7 protein-coding genes are annotated in these 18,002 nt (G+C 73.2%); 4 read left to right on the top strand and 3 right to left on the bottom strand.

All coding sequences use genetic code 11. From position 1 onward, the window contains the following. Positions 1–97 precede the first annotated feature (97 nt). On the top strand, positions 98–11,488 hold the full coding sequence (locus tag ADL15_RS24110; protein ID WP_198170992.1) for a non-ribosomal peptide synthetase: 11,391 nt from the start codon (positions 98–100) through the stop codon (positions 11,486–11,488). A 6-nt stretch (positions 11,489–11,494) separates the two neighbouring features. Here the strand turns inward: ADL15_RS24110 and ADL15_RS24105 are convergent, their stop codons facing one another. Continuing rightward, complete coding sequence (locus ADL15_RS24105; RefSeq protein ID WP_067695495.1) at positions 11,495–12,553, bottom strand: hypothetical protein; 1,059 nt, start codon at positions 12,551–12,553, stop codon at positions 11,495–11,497. Positions 12,554–13,106: 553 nt separating this feature from the next. Here ADL15_RS24105 and ADL15_RS24100 point away from each other — a divergent pair. Next, entirely contained in the window at positions 13,107–13,565 is a 459-nt protein-coding gene (locus ADL15_RS24100) for a hypothetical protein (protein WP_067695492.1), read from the top strand. Positions 13,566–14,061: 496 nt separating this feature from the next. Here the strand turns inward: ADL15_RS24100 and ADL15_RS24095 are convergent, their stop codons facing one another. Continuing rightward, a complete protein-coding gene (locus ADL15_RS24095) occupies positions 14,062–14,469 on the bottom strand; it encodes a hypothetical protein (protein WP_067695489.1) in 408 nt (135 codons plus the stop codon). A gap of 114 nt (positions 14,470–14,583) precedes the next feature. Here ADL15_RS24095 and ADL15_RS24090 point away from each other — a divergent pair, with 114 nt between their 5' ends. Together ADL15_RS24090 and ADL15_RS24085 are read left to right on the top strand one after the other, a co-directional pair. Further along, positions 14,584–16,680, top strand: a complete 2,097-nt coding sequence (locus tag ADL15_RS24090) for a sensor histidine kinase (protein ID WP_198170991.1) — start codon at positions 14,584–14,586, stop codon at positions 16,678–16,680. Continuing rightward, entirely contained in the window at positions 16,680–17,324 is a 645-nt protein-coding gene (locus ADL15_RS24085) for a response regulator (RefSeq protein ID WP_232344313.1), read from the top strand. Before ADL15_RS24090 ends, ADL15_RS24085 begins: the two co-directional genes overlap by 1 nt. Positions 17,325–17,361: 37 nt before the next feature. Here the strand turns inward: ADL15_RS24085 and ADL15_RS24080 are convergent, their stop codons facing one another. Further along, a complete protein-coding gene (locus ADL15_RS24080) occupies positions 17,362–17,949 on the bottom strand; it encodes a TetR/AcrR family transcriptional regulator (protein ID WP_067695480.1) in 588 nt (195 codons plus the stop codon). Between the last annotated feature and the right edge of the window lie 53 nt (positions 17,950–18,002).

The following is an 18,002-nucleotide window of genomic DNA, read 5'->3' as shown; positions in this document are numbered from 1 at the left end:
GCCGACGGAATGAGCGCTTTTTGCAGGCTGGTGCATGGTTATAACCTCACGGACAGTAAAGATAGACGGGTTGAACTGCGCCGATAGGATGTTGATCATGACGCTGATCGACGTGCTGATCCGTGCGGCCACCCACGCCCCCGAGCAGGTGGTGGTGCACGTCGGCGGCGACGGTGCGGAGCGGCACACCGGCTACGCGCAGTTGTATGCCGATGCGCTGCGGGTCGGCGGTGGACTCCGCGCCGCCGGGCTCACGCAGGGTGACTTCCTGCTCCTGGTGGCCGAGGACAGCGCGGAGTTCCTGCCGTTGTTCTGGGGCGCGGTGCTGGCCGGGGTCGTACCCGTGCCGTTGCCGCCGGAACCGGAGCGGATCGAGGCCGTCTGGCGGCATCTGGGTGAGCCGGCCCTGGCCGGCGATCTGGCACCGGACGGCGGGCGGCTGTTCACGATCGGTCAGTTGCTGGCCGGTCCGGCGTTGACCGAGCCGGTCTCGGCCGGGCCTGACGACCTGGCGTTCCTGCAGTTCTCGTCGGGGAGCACCGGCGCGCCGAAGGGCGTCGAACTCACCCACGGCAACCTGGTGGCGAACCTGGAGCAGGCCTCCCAGGCGGCCGGCACCGGACCGGACGACGTGATCCTGACCTGGATGCCGTACTTCCACGACATGGGCCTGATCGGCACCCATCTCGGGCCGCTTTTTGTCCGGTGCCGGCAGATCCGGATCAGTCCGATGACCTTCGCGAAGCGACCCGAGGTGTGGCTGCGGGCCGCGCACGCGCACCGGGCGACCGTACTGACCGCGGCGAACTTCGCGCTCGCGCTGACCGTGCGCCGGGTCCGCGACGAGGTCCTCGCCGAGCTGGATCTGAGCCGGGTCCGCCTGGTCATGGTCGGCGCGGAGCCGATCGTGCCGGCGGTCTGGCGGGCGTTCGCGGACAAGCTGGCGCGGGCCCGGCTCGACCCGCGGGCGTTGCAGCCGGTCTACGGGCTGGCCGAGGCGACCGTAGCGGTCGCGTTCCCGCCGATGTTCTCGCTGGCCGAGCCGGTCCGGCTCAGCCGTGCCGCGCTGTCCCGGGGTGTCGCCGTGGAGGTCGCCGAGTTGTCGGACGACACGGTCGAGCTGATGGATGTCGGTCATCCGGTGCCGGGCTGCGAGATCCGGATCGTCGACGACGCCGGCCGTCCGGTGGCGGACGGCCTGACCGGTGGCATCCAGCTGCGCGGCCCGAACGTGATGCGCGGCTACCACCGGGATCCGGCCGCGACCGCGGATGCTCTGGTGGACGGCTGGCTGCGGACCGGCGACGTCGGTTTCCTGCGCGCCGGTCGGCTCTGCGTCTCCGGTCGCGCCAAGGACGTGCTGTTCATCCATGGCCGCAACTTCCACGCGGCCGATGTGGAACAGCTCGTGGCGGCGACCCCGGGTCTGGGCGCCGGTCCGGTCGCGGTGGTCGGGGTGACCGATCCGGGCACCGGCGGCGAACGCGTGGCCGTCTTCCTATCCGCGCCGGCGGTGCGCGACGAGCCGGCCGCCGCCGAACACGCCCGGGTCCGGGTCGCCGAGGCGCTCGGCTACGACCGGGTCGAGGTCCACGTCGTGCCGCGCGGCACGTTCGCCCGCACCACCAGCGGAAAGCTGCGCCGCAACCGGCTTCGCGACCACCTGCTGACGACGGTTGCGACCGCTTTTGACCAGACGCCCGCGGTCTCTCCGCCACCCACGTCTTCGGTACGACCTCCGCGCACCCGTCACGACGCCGAGCAGCTCATCCGCGCCGCCTGGTCCCGGGTGCTGCGCCTGCCCACGGAGCAGATCGGTCCCGACGACCGGTTCCTGGCGATCGGCGGGACGTCGCTGGCCGCCATGGAAGTGCTCGCCGAGTTGGAGGACGCGTTCGGCCGCTCGCTGCACCCGGCTGACCTGCGTGACTGTGCCACCGTGCCGGCCCTGGCCGCCCGCCTGCTCACCCCCGGCGCCGCACCCGCCGAGCGGCCCGCCCCGGTGGCGCGCCCGGGCGGTGGGGAACTGGCGGTGATCGGGATGGCCTGCCGGTTCCCGGACGCCGACACCCCGGAGCAGTTCTGGGCCAACCTGCTCGCCGGCCGCGACAGCGTCACCCGGGCCACCGGCTGGGACGGTCATGGCGCGTTCCTGTCCGATCCGGCCCAGTTCGACGCCGGCTACTTCGGGATCGGCGAGACCGAGGCCCGCTACCTCGACCCGCACGCCCGGATCCTGCTCGAACTCGCACACGAGGCCCTGGAACGCTCCGGGTACGCCGGCCCGCGCCGCCGTGGCCGCCGGATCGGGGTGTTCGCGGCGGTCGGCGAGAGCGCCTACCCGGAACTGTTCGACGACACCGACCTCGACCAGGCGCACGCGCTGACCGGCACGCTGCGCAACCTCACCGCCGCCCGGGTCGCCCACCTGCTCGACCTGCACGGCCCGGCGCTCGCCGTCGACACCGCGTGTTCGTCCGCGCTGGTCGCCCTGCACCTGGCCCGCCGCAGCCTCGCCGCCGGTGACTGCGACATCGCCGTGGTCGGCGGCGTCAACCTGAACCTGACCGGAACCGCCCATCGTCTGCTGGCCGGCGCGCAGGCGCTCTCGCCGACCGGGCGCTGCCGGGCCTTCGACGCCGGCGCGGACGGGTTCGTCCCCGGCGAGGGCGGTGCGGCGCTCGTGCTGACCCGGCTCGCCGACGCGACCGGTGACCGGGTGCTGGCCGTGGTGCGGGGCACCGCGGTCAACAACGACGGCCGCTCGCTGAGCCTGATGGCTCCGAACCCGCTGCTGCAACAGCAGGTGATCAGCGAGGCGTATGCGGAGTGCGGGGTGGATCCGGCCGAGGTCGGCTATGTGGAGGCGCACGGGACCGGGACCGCGGTCGGCGATCCGATCGAGGCGCGGTCGCTCGCGCACGCATTTGCGCCGCTGCCGGAGGGGCGGGTGCGGTGGCTCGGTTCGGTGAAGACCAATATCGGTCATCTGCTCAACGCCGCGGGGATGCCGGGGCTGGTGAAGCTGGTGCTGTCGCTGCAGCACGGTGAGTTGCCGCCGTCGCTGCATCACCGCCGGCCGTCGCCGCGGTTCGATCTGGCCGGGGCGGGGTTCGCGGTGGTCACCGAGCGTCGTCCGTGGGTGGGGCCGCGGGTGGGCGCGATCAACAGCTTCGGTTTCGGCGGCACCAACGCCCACGCGATCCTCTCCGCGCCCGCCTCGGGGCCGGCCGGACCTGCCGTGCCGGCCGGTGCCGGGGCGCGTCTGCTGACTCTGTCGGCGCGGTCGGCGGCGGGGCTGCGGGCCGCGGCGGATGACCTGGTCGCGCACCTGCGCGCCCATCCGGAACTCCGCGATGCCGAGGTCTGTGCGACGGCGTCGACGGCGCGTGACGACGGCCCCTACCGGATCGCGGTCGTCGCTGACGGTGACCTCGCCGACCGCCTCGCGTCGGCGCCCACCGGGCCTCCGGTGCTCCGGACCGCCCGGACGTTTCTGCTGTTCAGCGCGCCGGCGCCGGGTCAGGCCAGTCATCTGTACGCGACAACGCCCGCGGTCCGCGCCGCCGTCGACCAGCTGTCCGCCGAGGTCGGCCCGGTGGCCGGGCGATCCCTCACGTCCTGGTTCGCTGACCCGGACGCCGCAGCGAAACCCGAGGTCAGCGGCCTGGTCACGGTCGCTTTCGGGATCGCGGTGGGCGATCGGTTGCGGACTTCCGGGGTACGCCCGGACGCCGTCACCGGGCTCGGAGCGGCCGCCCTGGCCGCGGCCGTGTTCACCGGTGCGCTCCGCCCGGCGGCCGCGATCCGGCTGGCGATGCCGCCCGAGTCCGACGGTGGGGAGTCGGGTCCGGCCCGGCCGGTGGCACCGGACGTGTCCGTCGGCGGTGAGCCGGGCACGGCCCGGATCCCACTGCTCGACCCTGCCACCGGCGACCACGTCACACTCCTCGATCCGGCGCGGTGCGCGCCCGGCTGCCACAGCGACGGCGACGGGGCGGTGCGGTGGCTCGTGACGGCGGGTTATGACCTGGCCGTCGTGATCGGCGCGGGCGTCCCGGCGGGGCGGTCGAGCGGCGCCGTGGTGCTGGTCGCCGACGAGCAACTGCTGACGACGGCGGGGAAGTGGTGGCGGCTCGGGGGTGTGCTGGATCGGTCAGAACTGGACCGGGGCACCCGCCGCGTGGCGCTGCCGACCTATCCCTATCAGCGCCGCCGGTACTGGGTGACCGACCCGCGCCCGCCGGTCCTGTCGACGGTCCGCTGGGTCGACACGCCGCTGGCGCCGCCGTCGTCCGCGCCCCCGACGGCCTCGGTGCTGCGACTTGATCACGGCGGGCCGGACGCGATCGCCACGCTGCCCACGCTGCCGCGATCCGGGCACCTGCTGGTCGTCACCGAGGATCTCTACGCGACCGGGAACCCCGGCGAAACTCCGAGCCCGGCGCACGCGGTCTGGTCCGGGCTGCTGATGGCCCTGGCCGACGAGAACCACACCCTCGGGGTACGCATCATCGACGTCACCTCCGGCACCCCCGAAGCCGTCCGGCTCGCCGCCGTCGACGAGGAGGCGCAGGTCCCGCCCGCGCCCGGTCCCGCGGAGATCGTGGCGTGGCGGGGCGGGCGGCGGCTCACTCGTACCTTAAATGCGGTTTTGTCGGGTGAATCATTGGTGCTGCCGCCGGACGGGAACTACCTGATCACCGGTGGCGCGGGTGCGGCCGGCGCGGCGATCGCCCGGCACCTCGCCCGGCGCGGGCACCCGGACCTGCTGCTGGCCGGGCGTTCGGCCGAGCCGGTCGCCTTGCTGGCCGAGCTGCGCGGACTGGGCGCGAACGCGGAGTATCGGCGTGCGGACATTTCGCTCGAAGAGGACGTGGCGGCGCTGGTGGCCGGCCGCTCGTTCGATGTGGTGGTGCACGCGGCTGGGGTGGTGCGCCCGGGAAGCCTGCGCGCGAAGACCGATTCCGATCTGGCTGCCGGGCTGGCGGCAAAGGTCCGCGGCACCGATGTGCTGGCCCGAGCCGTCCTCGGCGACCGCCAAGCACCCGACTTAACCGAAATAATCGGTGTATCCGGTGTATCCGGTGTATCCGGTGTATCCGGTGTATCCGGTGTATCCGGTGTTTCCGGCACGCCGCAGCTGCAACCGCAGCCACTGTCGGGACAGCCGCCGCAGCCGCAGCCGCAGCTCCCAGCACTGCCGCTGGTGATCGCGCTGTCCTCGGTGTCGTCGGTGCTGCCAGGCCTGGCCGGCGCGGTCGGCGACTACGTTGCCGGGAACGCGTACCTCGATGCTTTCGCGGCGGCCGAGCGCGCCGCCGGCCGTAGATTCGTCGCGGTGAATCTGCCGGCCCTGGCCGGTGGCGGCCTGGCCGCCGGCCACGGTGTCGGCGGCGACGCTCTCGCTCTCGACCTGCTGCCCGACCTGCTGTGGGCCGCAGCCGCCCTCGACGTCGCCCAGGTCCTGGTCTCCCTCCCGGAAGCACGGACCGGCGCCGACGCGCGGGCTGCCGCGGCATTGCGGGGATCGCCGCCTGTCGCCGCACGCCCGGAGCCGTCCGGCCTGGCCCGAGCGCTGCCGGAGGGGATGGCCCGGGTGGCGGTGCGGACCGCGAGCCCCGCGGTGGCGCCGATGGAGGGCAACCGGACCACGGCGGGTTCGACGGGCACCGTTGCGGCCCGCGGGCAGGCCGAGACGGGGGCGCCGGGCCGGGACGGGTTGGCGTCGATCATCCGGGAGCTCCTGGCCGGGGCGCTCGAGCGGGAACCCGGGACGATCGGGATGGACGAGCCGTTCCTGACGCTGGGGCTCGACTCGCTGACCGCGGTCGACCTGGTCAAGGAGCTGGAGACGCGGCTCGGGCGGACGCTGTCGACGACGCTGTTCTTCGAGTTCCGGACGGTGGCCGAACTGGCCGGGCACCTCAGCGTCGGCGAGACTCCGGTCGGTGCCGTCGCCGGCCCGGAGTTTCCGCTCAGTCCGGTGCAGCGGGCGTTCCACACCAACGGGCGGTTGTATCCCGAGGTGCCGTCGTACGCCTACGTGCGGCAGGCCCTGGCCGGGCCGATCGACGTGCAGCGCCTGGCGGCTGCCTTCGCCGACCTGGAACAACGGCATCCGATGCTGCGGGTGCGCCTCGGCGCGGGCGGCCAGCACGTCGAACCCGCAAGCAGTGGCGAATGGCCGACGTGGTTCACCGTCACCGACCTGCGCGGCCCGGCAGCGGATCCCGCGCCCGCCCTGCGCGGATCGGTCGGGGACCGTCCCGCTGACCTGCCCGGCCCGGTTGCGGAGCTTGACGCGGCGCTGCGGAACCGGACCTTCGCCCTGGACCGGGAAGCGCCCCTGCGGGCGGTGCTCGCGATCGCTGGCCCGGCCACCGCATACCTGATCCTGGTGGCGCATCACGCCGCGGCCGACGGCTACAGCCTGGCGATTCTCGGCGACGAACTCTGGGCCCGCTACGCCGGTGGCGAGCCGGCCGCGGCGCCGGTAGCCACGTTCGCGGACCACGAGGCGCTCCGCGTCCCGCCCGAGACCGCCGATCTGCGCTGGTGGCAGACCGAGCTCACCCGATATCCCGCCCTGGCCCTCCCGTTCGACGGGGACCCCGGCACGGATCCGGAGCCGCCCTACGCCGTGCACCAGGTCGCCATCGACGCCGAGCTGAGCGCCCGGCTGCAGCAGCGGGCCCGCGCCGCCGGGGTCTCGCTGTTCCACCTGCTCCTGGCCGGATATGTGCGCTGCCTGGCCCGCTGGAGCGGCCAGGACGACATACCGGTGCAGGTCGCCCGCGCGGGCCGGACCGCACGGCTGGCCGACATCGACCGGATCGTCGGGCCGTTCGCGGACACCCTGCCGGTACTCGCCCGGATCGTGCCCGGCGAGCCCGCGGTGGCGCTCGCCGACCGCCTGCGGCAGGCGTGGCTGGACAGCGAACGCCACGGCTCGGTCGCCACCGTGGACCTGGCCCGGATGCTGGCCACCGGTCCGGCCGGTCCGCGCACGGCCAGCCCGGCGAGCTTCAGCTTCGCCCGCTTCCCGGGCGCGGGCGGCGCGGCGGCACCGGTGCTGGCGACCACCGCCGGCACCGCGTCGGCGGCGACCCGGCTGGGCCTGGTCTGCTTCGAATCCCACCAGACCCTGCACTTCTCCTGGAACTATCCGACCGCCCTGTTCCACCCCGCCACCATCAAACGCTTCGCCGCGGACCACCTGGCCGAAATCGTGTCGCTGGCCCTGCCCGACGAGGGCGCGGAGCCGATCGCCGCGGAACATCCGACGGCAACGACGCCGCCCGCGGAAAGCGCGCCGCCCGCGGAAATCACGCCGGTCGTGGATCCCGCGCCGACCGCACAGACTGCGGTGATCGACCGGATCCGGGAGCAGAGCCGCCGCACCCCGGATGCGACAGCCGTCCTCGCCGACGGGCAACCGTTCACCTACCGTGACCTCGACGAAGCCTCGGATCGGCTGGCGGATCGGCTGGCGAGCCATCGAGCCCGCCGGATCGGCCTGATCACCGGCCCGGGGTTCGCCACGGTGGCCGGCGTAGTCGGGATCCTCAAGGCGAGCGCGGCCTGGGTGCCCCTCGACCCCGCGCACCCGCCCGCGCGCCTGGCCGGCCAGCTGGAACGTGCCGGCGTCACCGTGCTCGTCTGCGACACCACCACCGCACCGCTCCTCAACGGATTCACGCTGGTCAACGTCGACGACGACAGGCCGCTGGGGGTCTCCGCAGGCGACCGGAGGCAGGTCCGCCCACGACCGACAATCACCCTCGATGGTACGAAGGGCAAGCGCCCGGCCGTCACCACCCACCCCGACGACGACGCATACGTGATCTTCACGTCGGGGTCGACCGGCCGCCCGAAAGGTGTCGCCATCAGTCAGCGGGCGATGGCCAACTACCTGGACTGGGCGATCACGGAGTTCGGCTATCGTGCCGGCGACCGCCTGGCGCAGACCGCGTCGCCGTGTTTCGACGCCTCGGTACGGCAGCTGCTCGCCCCACTGCTGGTCGGCGCGACAGTGGTGTGCTGGGGGCGCGACACCGTCCGCGATCCGGCCGAGCTGGTGCGCCGGCTCGTCGCGGACCGGGTGACGGTGTGGAGTTCGGTGCCGACGCTGTGGGAGCAGCTGCTGGCGGCGGCCGAGCGGCAGCACGCCGACCTGTCCGCGCTGCGGTGGGTGCACGTCGGCGGCGAGGAGCTGTCCCCGGCGCACGTACGGCGCTGGTTCGACCTGGTCGGGCCGGGTCAGCGGGTCGCCAACCTGTACGGCCCGACCGAGACGACGATCAACGCGACGTTCCAGGTGATCGCGGAGCGGCCGGGCGACGACGTACGGCACCTGCCGATCGGGCGCGCGGTCGGCGGTGCGGTCGTCGAGGTGGTCGGCGTGGACGGGCGGGTGTGCGCGCCGGGTGAGGTCGGGGAGCTGTGGATCGGCGGTGCCGGGGTGGCAGCCGGGTACCTGGACGATCCGGAGCAGACCGCGGCGGTGTTCGTGGAGCGCGACGGGCGGCGCTGGTATCGCAGCGGCGACCGGGCGGTGTGCGACCGCGACGGGGTGCTGTGGTTCCGCGGGCGGCTCGACGACCAGGTCAAACTGCACGGGTACCGGGTGGAGCCGGGTGAGGTCGAGGCCGTGCTGCGCGGGCACCCCGACGTGGACCGGGTCGCCGTGCGGGTGGACGGGAAACGGCTGATCGCGTGGGTGCAGGCCCGGGGCGCGGGGGTGACCGGAGCGGAGCTGCGATCGTACGCGGAAAGGTTTGTGCCGTTTTATCTCGTGCCGGCGCGGATCGAGATCGTGGCGGAGCTGCGGCTCACCGCCACCGGCAAGATCGACCGGACGGTGCTGGTGGCGGGTGCGGAACCGGTGCGAGCGGCTCCGGTCACCGCGACCGAGCGGCTGCTGGCGCGGATCTGGGCGCGGCAGCTGGACGTGCCGGTGGTCGGGCGCGACGACGACTTCTTCGCGCTGGGCGGTGACTCGATCGGGGTCCTGGAGATGTTCGCGGCCCTGGAACCAGAGTGTCCGATTCTGCCCCGGCCCACCGTGATCTATCAGCACCGCACCGTGCTGGCCCTGGCCGCAGCGATCGATGCGGCACAGGCGGCGTCGGAGACCGGCTCGGGTGACCGGGCAGCCGCAGCGGGCGGCACGGCGGCTCCCGACAACGCGGAGTTTTCGCTGACGCCGAGCCAACGCGGGTTCCTGTTGGCCGACGCGGTCGGCGCCGACTCGACCTGGCTGGCCGCGCCGCGTCTGCACGGCCCGATCGATCGGGAACGTCTGCAGCAGGCGGTGAACACCCTGGTGGAGCGGCACGCGATGCTGCGAACGGTGTTCCGCCGGCACGCCCGCCCACCGGTGCAGCGAGAGCTGTCAGCAACAGCCCGGTTGACCGTGGAATACGTCGCGGCCGCCGAGCCGGGAGCAGCGCAGGCGGCGATCGCGGCCGAGCGGGCACACCGTTTCGACCCTGCGCGCTGGCCACTGGTGCGGTTGCGGCTGATCCAGGTCGGTCCGGAGGAGCACGCCCTGCTGCTGCACGCGCACCACCTGGTCGGTGACGGGTACAGCGTGGCGCTGCTCGCGCGGGAACTGTTGACCGTTTACGACCAGGAAGAGCTGGCACCGCTGCGGTCGTCGTTCCGGGACTACGTCGGGCTGCTCGACGGGCTGGCGCCGGAGTCCGCACCCTATGACGGGGTGCCGCTCGGGCACGGCACGGCGACCGCGACGGCCGGGATCACGCTCGACGCGGCGACGGTGTCCCGGCTGCGGGCCCTCGCCGTGGCGGCGGGCACCACCCCGATGGCGCCGGTCCTCACCGCCTACCACCGGGCGCTCAGCCGGGTGCTGGACCGCCCGGACCCGGCGATCGGTGTCGCGGTGACCGGTCGCGATCACGCCCTCCCGGACCTGGCCCGGATCTTCGGACCGTGCGCGACAGCGGTCGCCGTGCGGCCCGGCCCGCCCGCCGGGTTCCGCGCCGACCTGGAACGGATGGCGGCCGCGGTGACCGAGGCTCGCACTCGCAGCTTCGTCGCGCCACGCGGCTGGCAGTTCTTCTTCACCTACCTCGACTTCGCCGCACTCGGCCCACTGCAGGGCAAGACCCTGCGTCTGACCTGGGACGACGCGGACGCCGAAATGACCGTGCCACCCGGCACCGACGTGCTGCTGGCGGCCCGCCCGGTCGACGGCGGCCTACGCCTGACCTTCCGCGGCCGCCTCCCGGAGTCGACCCTGACCACCCTGGCCGAACACCTCCGCACCGACCTGGAATCCGCCGCACCGCTCGATGACCCGGATCCCGGCTTCGACTCCGGCTCGGGACCGGCAACGAGCACCACGGCCCGTCCCGCCTCCCGGCCATCGGGCACGACGACCGCCGCCGACCGCCTGGACGCCGCGCTCGTCGGCTACCTCCCGGCGCCGGCCCACCTCGCGGCACTCGCCGGCGACCTGCCCCCAGCCGTACGGGACATGCTGCCCACCCTCTCCCGGGAAGCGATCCGGGCCGCCCTCTTCCCCGGCAACGCTCCGCGGCTGCTCGAGACGATCGACACCCCGCTGGGGCGGTCCGGGTTCGTCTGCCTGCCCCGCTTCGACGACGAGCTGACCGCAACTGATCTGGCCCCCGACGCCGCGGCCGCCGCCGACCTGGCGGCCGGTCTCGGGGCCCGGACCGTCTCGCTGGCCGGCATGATCCCCGCGCACACCGGGTACGGCGCGGCGGTCACCCGGCTGATCCGCTCGGACGTGCAGGTCACCACCGGGCACGCGGTGACCGCCGCCTCGGTGGTCCGGACCACGTTCGCGGCGGCCGGTCGTTCCCTGGCCGGGCGGGTGCTGGGCGTGCTCGGGGTCGGCTCGATCGGGTCGTCGTCGCTGGCGTTGCTGCTGGCCCAGGCCGGTGAACCCCCGGCCGCGCTGGTGCTGTGCGACCTGCCGTCGGCTGCCGAGCGGCTGTTCGCCCTCGGCGCCGACCTGCGCCGGAACGGCTATCCGGGGCCGATCGAGATCGTCACCGACGGGGTCGGCGCGATCTACCGGGCCGACGTGATCGTGGCCGCCACCAGCGGTGGGCCCGGCACTCTCGACGTCGATCGGCTACGGCCCGGCACGATCCTGGTCGACGATTCGTTCCCGCACTGTTTCGACACCACGCGGGCGCTGGCGCGGATGCGCGCCCGGAACGACGTACTGATCGTCGGCGGGGGACTGCTCGACTGCGGGCCGTCGACCCGGACCATGGCCGCCGGGCTGCCGATCTCCGCGCATCCCGGCCGGCTGCCCGGGGCGATCGCGTCGTGCCAGCTCGAGTCGCTGCTGCACGCGGTCACCCCCGGGCTGCCTCTGGTGGGCGGGCCGGTCACGCCAGAGCACGCCATGGCGTACCAGAAAGCTCTTGATCTTGTGGGGGTCGTGGCCGCGCCGCTGCACCTTCTCGGGGAGGTCGTGGGCTGAAAATGTTCAGCTGAGCCGGCGGGTGATCCGGCCGCGGATGCGGGTCATGATGCCGCGTTCGGCGCGCTGGCTGAGCCCGTCGGCATACCCGATCATGCCGATCAGTGCCTCGACCGCGGCGTCCAGGATCTGCGACTCGGTGACCTCGTCCGGGGAGATCGCCGCCGTGAGGTCGGCCGGGCGCAACTCGGCGAGGTCGCCGACGATCTGGCAGGGGTACTCCTCGAGCTCCTTGATCCGCTCGTCGGTCAGGTCGAGGATCCACTGCCTGCGGTCCTGGCCGATGCCGAAGCGCAGCTCGTTGCGACCCTGCTTGAGCAGCGGGTTGACCAGGTGCCGCAGCACCCCGGCCCGGTACGGCGCGCGGTGCGGGTACCGGTCGCCGAGCGCCCGGTTCAGCCGGCGCAGCAACTCGATCTCGGCCGCGCCGAGTGACGCGTTCGCGGACTGTTCGCGGATCTCGCAGAGGCCGTCCGGGATCCCGGTCACGCCGGCGAACCGCTGCCAGAGCGTCAGGTGCGGCGAACCCGGCGGCGGCACGGTGATCAGATGCCGGCGCTCGGCCGGCACGAGGTCGCCCCAGCGGCGCAGCATCCGGTTCGCGGTGTGGTTCCAGAACGCGTCGTTCTTGCCCCGCTCGATCGCGCTGAGGAACGCGTCGAAGCCGCCGACGCTGCGGGACTTGACGTTCTCCTGCCACATCGACGGCAGGGTCCGCCACAGATCGCGGCCGATGACGATCACGTGCACCTCGGCCGGCTGCAGGCTGCGGATCGCCCGGGCGGCCTGCTCGGCGGTCGCGCCGCCCAGCCCCTCGTTCGTGATGATCACGTCGCCGGGCCAGCTTGCGGCACCCCCGACCAGCTGGTCCCAGGTCCAGGTGGCGTGCGGGTCGCGCCAGGAGACCTCGCGCAGATCGGTCATCGCCTGGTCCTGCGCGGTGCGGGTGGCGGGCAGCAGGATCCCGGCGCGTTTCAGGGCCGCGTGGTTGTCCCACAACACATTCTGTACAAAGGTGCTGCCCGCTTTCGGCGCGCCGATATGCACGAAAACGCGTCTGGTCATTCCGCTCCCTGGCCGTGATCCGGGCGTTCAGAGTGGCACACGACGCCGCCCCCGGAAAACGACAGAACCCCCCTCATGATCGTTTTATCCGGACGTTAATCACCCGGATATCTCTCATTCGACTGCCCGCCGACTAACCAGCAATCCAGCACCCCGGCTCCGGTCTCGGCCTCGGCCCCGGTCTCGGCCCCGGCCTCGGCGGCCCGGCCCGGCGGTTCGGCTTCGGGTCGTCGTTTTCGGTCAGCGGGCCAGCGCCGGTCAGCGCGCTCGGAGCGGCACGAGCCCGGAGCAGTTGCGGCGCGGGGTGACCTGGAGTCAGGGGGCGGCCTCGAGGCGCGGGCGGCCAGGAGTTCGAGGTGGCCCGGGGCGTGGGTGGCCTGGGGCCGCGGGGTGACCGGAGGTTTGGGTTGCGGGCGGCGAGGAACCCGGGAGGTCCGGAGATTCAAGGCGGCCCGGATCGCAGGCCGAATTCGGCAGTGGCGTCCGATCTGCGGCTATTGCATGGCACGCTGAGGATGACGGGCACGACCCACCGCGAGACGAGAGAACAGCGATGCAGATCGAATCGGAGCGCGAGGACGTGCTGCGGCACGCATATGCGGCTGTCGCCACCCACCACGCGCCGACCCTGACCGCCGCGCTGGAACGCCTGGACGCCGACGACCCGGAAGAAGCCCTGCGGCTCTCCGGCGCGGTACTGCTCCTGGCGATCTCCGCCACGGTCGGCGAACCGGACGACCCCGCCGCCCGGCAGCGAGCCGCCGACGCTCTCGCCGCCCGCATCTCGACCCGGCACGGCGACTGGCTGGGCCTGCCCGACCCCGCACAGGTAGCCGGGGCACTCTCCGCAACACTGGGCTTCGGCCAGCCCCCGCTGATCGGCCCGGCCGCCTACGGCCTGGTCCTGATCTCCGCCACCGCCGAGATGCTCGAGCAGTTGGCCGAGTCCCGCGGCGTCGCCTGGCCCGACGTCCTCGACGACCTCCTCGACCTCCTCGAACAACCAGCCTGACCGAAACCGCCCGCTGCTGCCCCATCACCCGCGGCAGGCGTCGCCCTCCGACCGCCCTTTTCCGGTACGAAGACGGAGCGCCCCTCCGCAGGCCACGAGCCACGCCCCGCGCCGGTCTCGCGCCACGCCCGCGCCACCCCAGACCGCCGCGCGCCCCACGATCCCCGGCTGGCCCTGAGGGCTGCCTCCCACCGCTCGAGACACCCCTCACCACCAGCCGGCCGTGCGTGGCTGGCGCTCAGGGTTGTCTCCGGCTGCTCGAGGCACCCCTCACCGCCAGCCGGTGAAGCAGCCGGTCAGCCGGCCGGCCAGCCGGCCGGTCAGCCGGGTCGGGCCGGGCTGGCTGCGGTCGCGCGTGGTGAGCGGTCCGGAAGTGTGAGCGGCGCGGACCTGACGGCGCGGCTGGGTCCGGAGGCGGGGCGGTGTCGCGCGAGACCAGCCCGGGACTCGGCTCGTAGCCTGCGGTCGGGCGCTCCGTACACGTACCGAATAGGGTTTAGCGGACCCTGAACTCGGCGGCGCGTTGCTGGACGCGGGCCTGGACCAGCGGGACCCGGGTCAGGTCACCGCGGAGCACGTCGGCGCCGTAGGCCCGCAGATTCTCCGCGAGGAGCAGGGCGTTTTCGGGGCTCGGGGAGTAGATGGCGTCGCCGACCTGCCGGGTGTGGCCGCTGAGCTCCTCGAAATCCTGCAGGTCGAACGCCTCCGGGCAGAGCAGCCAGACCGAGATCGGGTCGCGCGGGTACCAGTCGACCCGCACACCGGTGGAAACGCCCTGGTAGGTGAGGGCGAACCCGCCGTGGCGGAACTGGGGGCGGTCCGCGCGCAGGTCGAACTCCTCGGTCAGGAAGCCGAACGCGCGCTCGTAGGTCTCCGCGGTCTGCAGCAGGTATTCAGCCGTCACGATGATGCTCCCGCCGATGAATGCGGATCACCCTAAGCAAGCGGGTCAAGCGCGGCGATCAAGGAACCGCCCTCTACCCGGCGGTGTGGAGCGCTCGCCTAATCTATGGCCACCATGGCCACCTGGTTGCTGCCCGTCCTCCTCGCCGCGGGACAACTCGCCCTGCTGCCGCTGGACCCGCTGTCACGGTGGCAGAACGTGACGATCGTGCTCGCGTCACTGGCCGTGGCCGGCGGTCTCGGCCTGCGCCTGCGCCGCCCGGTCGGGAGCCTGCTGGTGGTCTCCGCGGCGCTCGCGGTCGCCACCACGGTGGTGTCCGCGGACGATCACGTTGCCGCCGTGCTGCTGATCGGTCTGGCCGACCTGATCGCGCTGTTCAGCGTCGCGGCCCGCTGTCCGATGCGGACCATGCTGCTCAGCCTCGGCGGCCTGGTCGTCTGGCAGGGCGCGCTGAGTGCCGTGCAGAGCGGCGTGACCAGCGATCTCGCCCTCGAGGTGCTGCTCTCGCTGGCGGTCAACGGGATGACCGCGGCGTTCGGGCGGGTCCGCCGGCGCTGGCACCGGGACCGGGCCGCGGCCGCCCGCCGGCTTGCTGCGGCCGAAACGGCACATCGGGAGGCTGCCGCGGAGGAACGCGGTCGGCTCGCCCGGGAACTGCACGACGTCACCGCGCACCACCTCACCTCGATCGTGGTCAACGCGCAGGCCGCCGACCTGCTCGCCGAGCAGCGCCCGGAGCTGCGCGACGAGGCGCTGTCGTTCGCGGCGCGCACCGGCCGGGACACCCTCGACGCGCTGCGCCGGCTGGTCGCGATCCTGCCCGCGGACGCGGCCGACGCGCAGGAGGAGGCACCGTCACTGACCGAGCTGGTGGCCGGTTTTGCCCAGCTGGGCCAGCAGGTCGTCCTGGACCTTCCGGATGGCGATCCGCCCGGGCCGCTCGCCGGCGCGCTGCACGGCATCGCCCGCGAGGCGCTCACCAACACGCTGCGTTACGCGCCAGGATCCACCATCAAAATCCGTTTTTGGTACGGACGGGACAGCGCCGAATTCACCGTCGACGACGACGGGACGGGCACCGAGGCCACCGGTGTCGTGGGGCTGGGCGGCGGGCGCGGCGTGACCGGGATGCGCGACCGGGCGCAGGCGCTCGGCGGGACGCTCACCGCCGGCCCACGCGACGGCGGCGGGTGGCGGGTGCGGGCCTCGCTGCCATTTGTGGAGAGCCGCAACCAGCGGGTCAACCGCTGGCTGCGCAGCCAAGCCGTGATCGACGCGGGCCTGGTCCTGCTGGCCGTACTGCTCCCGGCGGCCGGGTTGTTCGCACCGGACAGCGCGTTGAACACCGCGGCCACCCTGCTGGTGCTGGCGGCGCTGATCGCGCACGTGGTGCCGCTGCTGTGGCGCCGGCACGGGCCCTGGTGGGTGCTGCTCGCCGTCGCGGCGACCACCTGGCTCGGCCCGCTGCTGGGCGCGGCCGGGGTGGTCGGCGACGAGGACTCGTGGGTGTTCCTGTTCAGCGCGGGTGCCGAGGTGATCGCGGTCTATGCGGTCGCGGCGTACGGGGTCCGGCCGCGGTTGACCTGGCTGGCCGGGCTGGGTGCGGCGCTGTCGTCGGCGCTGGCGTTGTCCGTGCTGATGGTGGCGGTCTCGGCGGCGTCGTCGGGCAACCCGTTCGTGAACATTTTCGGGCTGGCGCTGCTGGCGGTCTTCACGGTGCTGATCGCGGTGCTGCTGGCGGCGCCGATGTTCGGCAGCTGGGCGGCCGGGCGGGCGGCCCGGGTACGGCGGGAGCGGCGGCGCAGCCGGGAGGAGTCCGGGGTGGCGTCGGCCACCGCGCTCGCGGGGTTGCGGGCGCGCGCGGAACGAGCCCGGTTCGCCGACGGGTTGCGCGCGGCGGTGCTGCAGCACGCGGCGGCGCTCCCGCAGGCCGCGGACCGGGGTGATCTGCCGACGGTGCTGACGTCTGCCCGGGAGGCGCTGAGGGCGATGCGCGCACTGCTCGACAATCTGACCACGGCGCCGGCGCGGCCCGCGCCCGTGTCGCTGTCCTCGGCTGTGGCGCCTTCCGCGCCTGCGCTGCCTTCCGGGGTCATGGAGTCCGGGGGCGCTACCGGGTCGCCGGGTGCGGCCGGCGCCGGCGAGGCGGGGGATGGTGGGGCCGCGATGACCGGATCGGATCGGGAGGTGCCGCCATCGGTGTTCGGGTGATGATCGTGGACGATCAAGTGATGGTCCGGGTCGGGCTGGCCGCGATCGTCGGCTCCCAGCCCGACCTGGACGTGGTCGGGGAGGCCGGCGACGGCGCTGCCGGGCTGGCCCTCGCCGCCCGGGTCGCTCCGGACGTCGTGTTGATGGACGTACGGATGCCGGGAATTGACGGATTGACCGCGACCGCGCGGCTGACCGCCGGGCCGCGCCCACCCAAGGTCCTGGTTCTGACCACTTTTCATCAGGACGCCTACGTCTTCGCGGCGCTGCGGGCCGGCGCGTCCGGATTCCTGCTCAAGGATGCCGAGCCGGCCGAGCTGGTCGCGGCGATCCGCACGGTCGCGGCCGGTGAGGCGATGCTGAGCCCGGCGGTCACCCGGCGGCTGATCGACGCGTTCGCCACCGGGGCCGTGACGTCCGTGCCCGAAAGCGATCCGCGGCTGGACGCGCTCACCCCGCGCGAGCGGGACGTGCTCGGGCAGATCGCGCAGGGGCTGTCCAACGCGGAGATCGGCGCGGCGCTGGGCATCGGGGTCGGCACGGTCAAGGCGCACGTCAACGCGCTGCTCACCAAGATCGGCGCGAGGGACCGGGTGCAGGCGACGATCATCGCCTACGACGTGGGCCTGGTCCGCCCGCGCTGACTGGTTCTGGTCAACCCGGGTCTGGGCCGCTGACCGATCAGGATCCCTTCGGGGCGACCATCGCGGCGACCGTGCGGAATGTGTCCGGCAGGGACGTCTCCGGGTGGTCGATCCAGTACTGGACCGAGGTGCGCATCGCGGTCATGAACGACGCCGCGAACACCCGGGCGCGCAGCTCCGCGCCGGGCCCGGTCACCCGGGACGCGATCTCGCCGGCCAGCTCCCGCTCGATCGCGGTGTACGCCGCGATCTGGTGCGCCAGATGATTCGGATCGCCGTGCAGCAGCCGCCGCTGGGTGATCCACGACGTGTCCGCGTCCGCGTACGCCTCGGTCAGCAACTCCAGGGCCGCGCCGGTCAGCACCGTCCACAGATCGGACCCCGGCTGCTGGCGGATCGCCGCGCACAGCCGGCGCATCCGGTAGGCGTCGCGGTAGTAGAAGACTTCTTCCTTGTTCGCGAAGTAGTTCGTGAACGTCCGCCGCGACACCCCGGCCGCTTCCGCGATCGCGTCGATCGTGACGTTGTCGGCGCCTCGCTCGGCGGCCAGGCGCACGGCGGCCTCATACAGCGCCATCCGGGTGGCCAGCTTCTTGCGCTCGCGCAGCCCGAGGTTCTCCTCCACGGCGCAACCCTAAACGACGTGATCCACTTCTCAAAGTGCAAACTTGCCGGAAG

It is taken from the genome of Actinoplanes awajinensis subsp. mycoplanecinus (assembly GCF_001509495.1).
Lineage (GTDB): Bacteria > Actinomycetota > Actinomycetes > Mycobacteriales > Micromonosporaceae > Actinoplanes > Actinoplanes palleronii.
The sequence above is the reverse complement of the archived record's forward strand: the minus strand, read 5'-3'. Positions and strand labels throughout refer to the sequence as shown.